We start from the raw sequence: 4,266 nt of genomic DNA, 5'->3' as shown, positions 1-4,266 counted from the left end.
GGACAGGGCCGCGGGGCCGTTCTCGGTGATGTGGCGCTCGGCGGCGTCCAGGATCTCCTGAGTGGCGGCGGCCCGGCGGCGCTGGCGCAGGGTGGGCGGGGCCGTTGCGGATTCGTCGGCAGGCATACGGCGACCGTACGGCGGCCGCCGTATGCGGAGCAAGAAGAACTTGCCGACCGTGAAGAAAATCTAACACTGCCAAATCTTCGATCTCCTCACTAACGTCACTCACGGCGACAACGAGTGCGACACCGCACCTGCTTCGGACGGGCGAAGAGCTTCGCGGAGCGCCGCGCCGGCCGCACCCCCTTGCAACTCAGGCTGCTTCAGGCCGATTTCACCGCCATGAGACCTAAGGAGATCGTGCGTGTTTGAACGCATAGCCGAACTGGCGATTCGCCGGCCCAGGCTGATACTCATCGTCGCCGTAGTGGCTGTTGCCCTCATGGGCGTCCTGGGCTCCGGCGCGTTCGGCAGGTTGCTCGGGGGCGGCTACGACGACCCGGCCTCCCAGTCCACCCGGGCCGGGAAGGTCATCGACGAGAAGTTCGGCGGGGAGACGAACCTGGTCCTGCTGGTCCGCGCCTCCGAGGGCCGCGTCGACGCTCCGGCCGCCCAGCAGAGCGGCCGGGCCCTGCTGGCCGGCCTCAAGAAGGAGAAGGACCTTGAGAACGTCGTCTCGTTCTGGGACACGGGCAGCCCCGCCCTCCGCTCCGAGGACGGCCGCGAAGCCATGGTGCTCGCCCATGTGAAGGGGGACGACACCGAGCGGGACGAGAACGCCAAGGGCGTCATCGACGCCTACACCGGGCCCTACAAGGACGCGCTCACCATCCGGGCGGGCGGCGCCGCCGCCGTGACCAGCGAGATGGGGAAGCAGTCGGGCGAGGACCTGCTCCTGGCCGAGGGCATCGCCGTACCGCTGACCCTCGTGCTGCTCCTGATCGTCTTCGGCGGCCTGGTCGCCGCCCTGCTGCCGCTGGTGATCGGAATCATCGCCATCGCGGGCGCGTTCGCGGAGCTCTTCGTCCTCGGCAGCGTCACCGACGTCTCCGTCTTCGCGGTCAACCTGACCACGGCGCTGGGGCTCGGCCTCGGCATCGACTACGCCCTGCTGATGATCAGCCGGTTCCGGGAACAGCTCGCGACCGGGGCGAGCGTGGACGACGCCGTCCGGCGGACGGTCAGCACCGCGGGCCGTACGGTCGCGTTCTCCGCCGCGACCGTGGCGGCCGCGCTCGCGGCGCTCCTGGTGTTCCCGCAGTACTTCCTGCGCTCGTTCGGCTATGCCGGGGTCGGGGTCGTCGCCATCGCGGCCTTCAGCACCCTGTTCGTCATGCCTGCCCTGTTCGTCGTCCTGGGTCACCGGGTCAACAGCGGGCGGCTGCCGTGGGCGAACCCGGGCCGCTCCGCCACCCGGACACCGATGTGGGGACGGCTGGCCGGGACCGTCATGCGGCGGCCCGCGCTCACCGCGCTGCCCGTGCTCGCGGTCCTGCTGGTGGCGGCGAGCCCGCTCCTCGGCATCACCTTCGGCACCCCGGACGAACGTGTGCTGCCCTCGGACGCCGAAAGCCGCCAGGTCTCGTCGGTCCTGCAGAAGAAGTTCAACGGCAATGACGACGCGGCACTCCACGTCGTCATCGACACATCCGTGAGCAAGGCCCCTCTGACGTCGTACGCGGTCGAACTGTCCGGGCTCAAGGGCGTCGTGCGGGTCGAGACCAGTGCGGGCACCTACACCGGTGGACGGTCCACCGCCGCCGGCCCGGGCAACACCGCTCTCGGACGCCCCGACGCGCAGCGGGTCAACGTGGTGAGCGGCCTGTCACCGAAGTCGGACGAGTCCCAGAGCCTGGTCGACGAGGTGCGGGCGCTCGCCCCGCCCGCCGGGTCACACGCCCTGGTGGGCGGAACCGACGCCGTGCTGGTCGACGCCAAGGGCGCGATCGCTGATCGCCTCCCGATCGCGGTGGCCCTGGTCGTCCTCACCACGTTCCTTCTGCTCTTCCTGTTCACGGGCAGCGTCGTGCAGCCACTGCGTGCGCTGGTGCTCAACCTGATCAGCCTGGGAGCGACCCTCGGCGTCATGACCTGGATCTTCCAGGACGGCCACCTCTCCTCCCTGCTCGGCTTCACAGCGCAGCCGATGGAGGTGTCCATGACCGTGCTGATGTTCTGCATCGCCTTCGGCCTCTCCATGGACTACGAGGTCTTCGTCACCAGCCGTATCAAGGAACTCCACGACCTGGGCGAGGACGACGAGTCCGCCGTGACCAACGGCCTCGGGCACACGGGACGCATCGTCAGCGCGGCGGCCTGCCTCCTCGCGGTGAGCTTCTTCGCCTTCGGGACGGCCGAACTCAGCTTCATGCAGCTGTTCGGCCTGGGCAGCGGCCTCGCCATCCTCATCGACGCCGTGGCGGTACGCGGAATCCTGGTGCCCGCCGCGATGCGGGTGCTCGGCCGGTCGGCCTGGTACGCGCCCGGCTTCCTGCGCAAGCTCCACGGGCGGTTCGGCCTGAGCGAGGGCGGCCCCGCGCCCGAACCGGCAGCCGCGGCCCCGGCCGGGCCGGAGTCCGTGACCGAGTCGCCGTACGTGAAGGAGCCGTACGTGAAGGACTCGACGCAGGTCTGATCACACGCGACCGACGCCCCACGAAGTGCCCGCCTCCCCCATGACCCGGAGGCGGGCACAGTCGCGCAGGGCCGGACCGGGCAGGGCCGGACGGTGCCCGGCATGGTGGACTTCGAGTCCGGCGGACGCATCCGGCGGACGGAGAGAGACGATGGGGCAGGGCATGACCGAGCACGGCAAGGACCACGGGTATCTGCTCGACAACCAGCAGTCGGAGGCGGGCATCCGGTTCGGCGCGCTGGCCGAGCTGTTCGATCCGGTGACCTTCCGGCACATCGACCGGATCGGCATCACCGAGGGCATGCGGTGCTGGGAGGTCGGGGCCGGCGGCCCCTCCGTTCCCGCGGGTCTCGCCGAACGGGTCGGAGCCGCCGGGCAGGTGGTCTGCACCGACATCGACGTGTCCTGGGCCCAGGAGGCCGCCTCCGACGTCGTCGAAGTCCTGCGCCACGACGTCGCGGCCGACCCGCCGCCGCCGGGTGGTTTCGACCTGGTGCACGCCCGGCTGGTCCTGGTGCACGTCGTCGACCGCGCCGAGGCACTGCGCCGCATGGTCCAGGCGCTGCGACCCGGTGGTGTGCTGCTGCTGGAGGACGCCGATCCGGGGCTGCAGCCTCTGCTGTGCCCGGACGAGTCGGGCCTCGAGCAGCGGCTGGCCAACCGTCTGCGGTCCGGGTTCCGTGAGCTCATGGCGGCGCGCGGTGCCGATCTCTCGTACGGCCGGACACTGCCCCGGCGGCTGCGCGAGGCCGGTCTGCTCGACGTGCGGGCGGACGGCTACTTCCCGATCACCTCGCCCGCCTGCACCGTTCTTGAGGCTGCGACCGTCCGGCAGATCCGTGGCCGGCTCGTGGCCGCGGGGATCGCGACCGACGAGGACATCGACCTCCATCTGTCGAACGTCGCCACCGGAGGCCTCGATCTGGCGACGGCCCCGATGATCTCCGCCTGGGGACGGCGCCCGTAACCGGTCCGGGAGGATCAGGCCACGGGGCGCGCGGCGGCGGGACCGCGGGCGGTGCGACGGATGGCCGGATCGGTCAGGATTCGAGAAGCGCGGTTCGCGGGACCACGCCTAACCTGATCGCCATGGACATCACCATTCACACGAGCGCCCTCCCGCACGACGACCCGGACGCGTCCCTGGCCTTCTACCGCGACACCCTCGGCTTCGAGGTCCGCAGTGACGTCGGGCAGGGCAGGATGCGCTGGATCACGGTCGGCCCGGCGGGCCAGCCCGACACGTCCATCCTCCTGGCGCCCCCGGCCGCCGACCCCGGGGTCACCGAGGACGAGCGCCGCACCATCACCGAGATGATGGCCAAGGGCACCTACGGATGGATCCTGCTGGCCACCCGGGACCTCGACGGAACCTTCGAGAAGGTGCAGGCCGGCGACACCGAGGTCGTCCAGGAGCCGACCGAGCAGCCGTACGGAATCCGCGACTGCGCCTTCCGCGACCCCGCGGGCAACATGGTCCGCATCCAGGAACTCCGCTGAACAGCCCCGTCATCGGCACCCATCGGCGCCCGTCGACAGCCATCGGCATCGATCACCAGCCGTCGGCAGTCGTCGGCATGAGAAGGAGTCCGCTCTTGTGTCATCCCTCGTGGGCGCGGGCCCGCGCC

General features: G+C 70.7%; 3 protein-coding genes. All 3 read left to right on the top strand.

Annotated features, from left to right (window positions below; genetic code table 11):
- Nucleotides 1-367: 367 nt before the first annotated feature.
- Complete coding sequence (locus J1C73_RS21750; RefSeq protein WP_207317892.1) at nucleotides 368-2,638, top strand: MMPL family transporter; 2,271 nt, start codon at nucleotides 368-370, stop codon at nucleotides 2,636-2,638.
- A 163-nt stretch (nucleotides 2,639-2,801) separates the two neighbouring features.
- Nucleotides 2,802-3,605 (top strand): class I SAM-dependent methyltransferase, encoded by an 804-nt coding sequence (locus J1C73_RS21745; RefSeq protein WP_207317893.1) that lies wholly within the window; start codon nucleotides 2,802-2,804, stop codon nucleotides 3,603-3,605.
- Nucleotides 3,606-3,727: 122 nt separating this feature from the next.
- Nucleotides 3,728-4,138, top strand: a complete 411-nt coding sequence (locus J1C73_RS21740) for a VOC family protein (protein WP_123466183.1) — start codon at nucleotides 3,728-3,730, stop codon at nucleotides 4,136-4,138.
- Nucleotides 4,139-4,266 lie beyond the last annotated feature (128 nt).

The organism is Streptomyces laculatispora, assembly GCF_017353455.1.
Taxonomy (GTDB): Bacteria; Actinomycetota; Actinomycetes; order Streptomycetales; family Streptomycetaceae; genus Streptomyces; species Streptomyces laculatispora.
Note: the sequence above shows the minus strand (reverse complement) of the source record. Positions and strands in the feature narration are given on the sequence as shown.

What these genes read in the sequence shown, in the direction of transcription:
- J1C73_RS21740 (WP_123466183.1), top strand. Translation starts at nt 3,728, where the DNA reads ATGGACATCACCATTCACACGAGCGCCCTCCCGCACGACGACCCGGAC.
- J1C73_RS21745 (WP_207317893.1), top strand. Translation starts at nt 2,802, where the DNA reads ATGACCGAGCACGGCAAGGACCACGGGTATCTGCTCGACAACCAGCAG.